This is a genomic window from Bacillus cereus group sp. BceL291 (assembly GCF_051776705.1).
Taxonomy (GTDB): domain Bacteria; phylum Bacillota; class Bacilli; order Bacillales; family Bacillaceae_G; genus Bacillus_A; species Bacillus_A cereus.
This window is the reverse complement of record NZ_JBPWAP010000264.1, coordinates 1-340: the sequence shown is the minus strand read 5'-3', so window position 1 is coordinate 340 and position 340 is coordinate 1. Positions and strand designations below refer to the sequence as shown.

The following is a 340-nucleotide window of genomic DNA, read 5'->3' as shown; positions in this document are numbered from 1 at the left end:
AGCCAGATCAGCTTTCATACTTAATTCTCCGATTTTATTCGAAATTTCATTATAAGAATTCATATGATTAGATGCCTCGACACCAGCTGCTGTTCCTAAACCGATACCAGCTGCTCCTAGAGCTGTAAGACCGCCAACAACAGCTGGTGTAGCTGTACCACCAGTCACAACAATTACTACCGCTCCTGCAATCGTTCCAATAACTAAAATAGCTGCTCCTAGTCCACCGCCAATTGACCAGGCTAATACATTATCAAAATGTGATTTCTGTGTAGAACGTAAATTCTCAATTTCGGCCTGAAGTTGTGGGACTAGTGCTTGTTTTCCCGCTAATATAGCC

1 pseudogene is annotated in these 340 nt (G+C 42.4%); it reads right to left on the bottom strand.

Annotated features, from left to right (window positions below):
* Nucleotides 1-340, bottom strand: a pseudogene (locus tag ACS2CR_RS34505) (hemolysin BL lytic component L1); the annotation flags it as partial.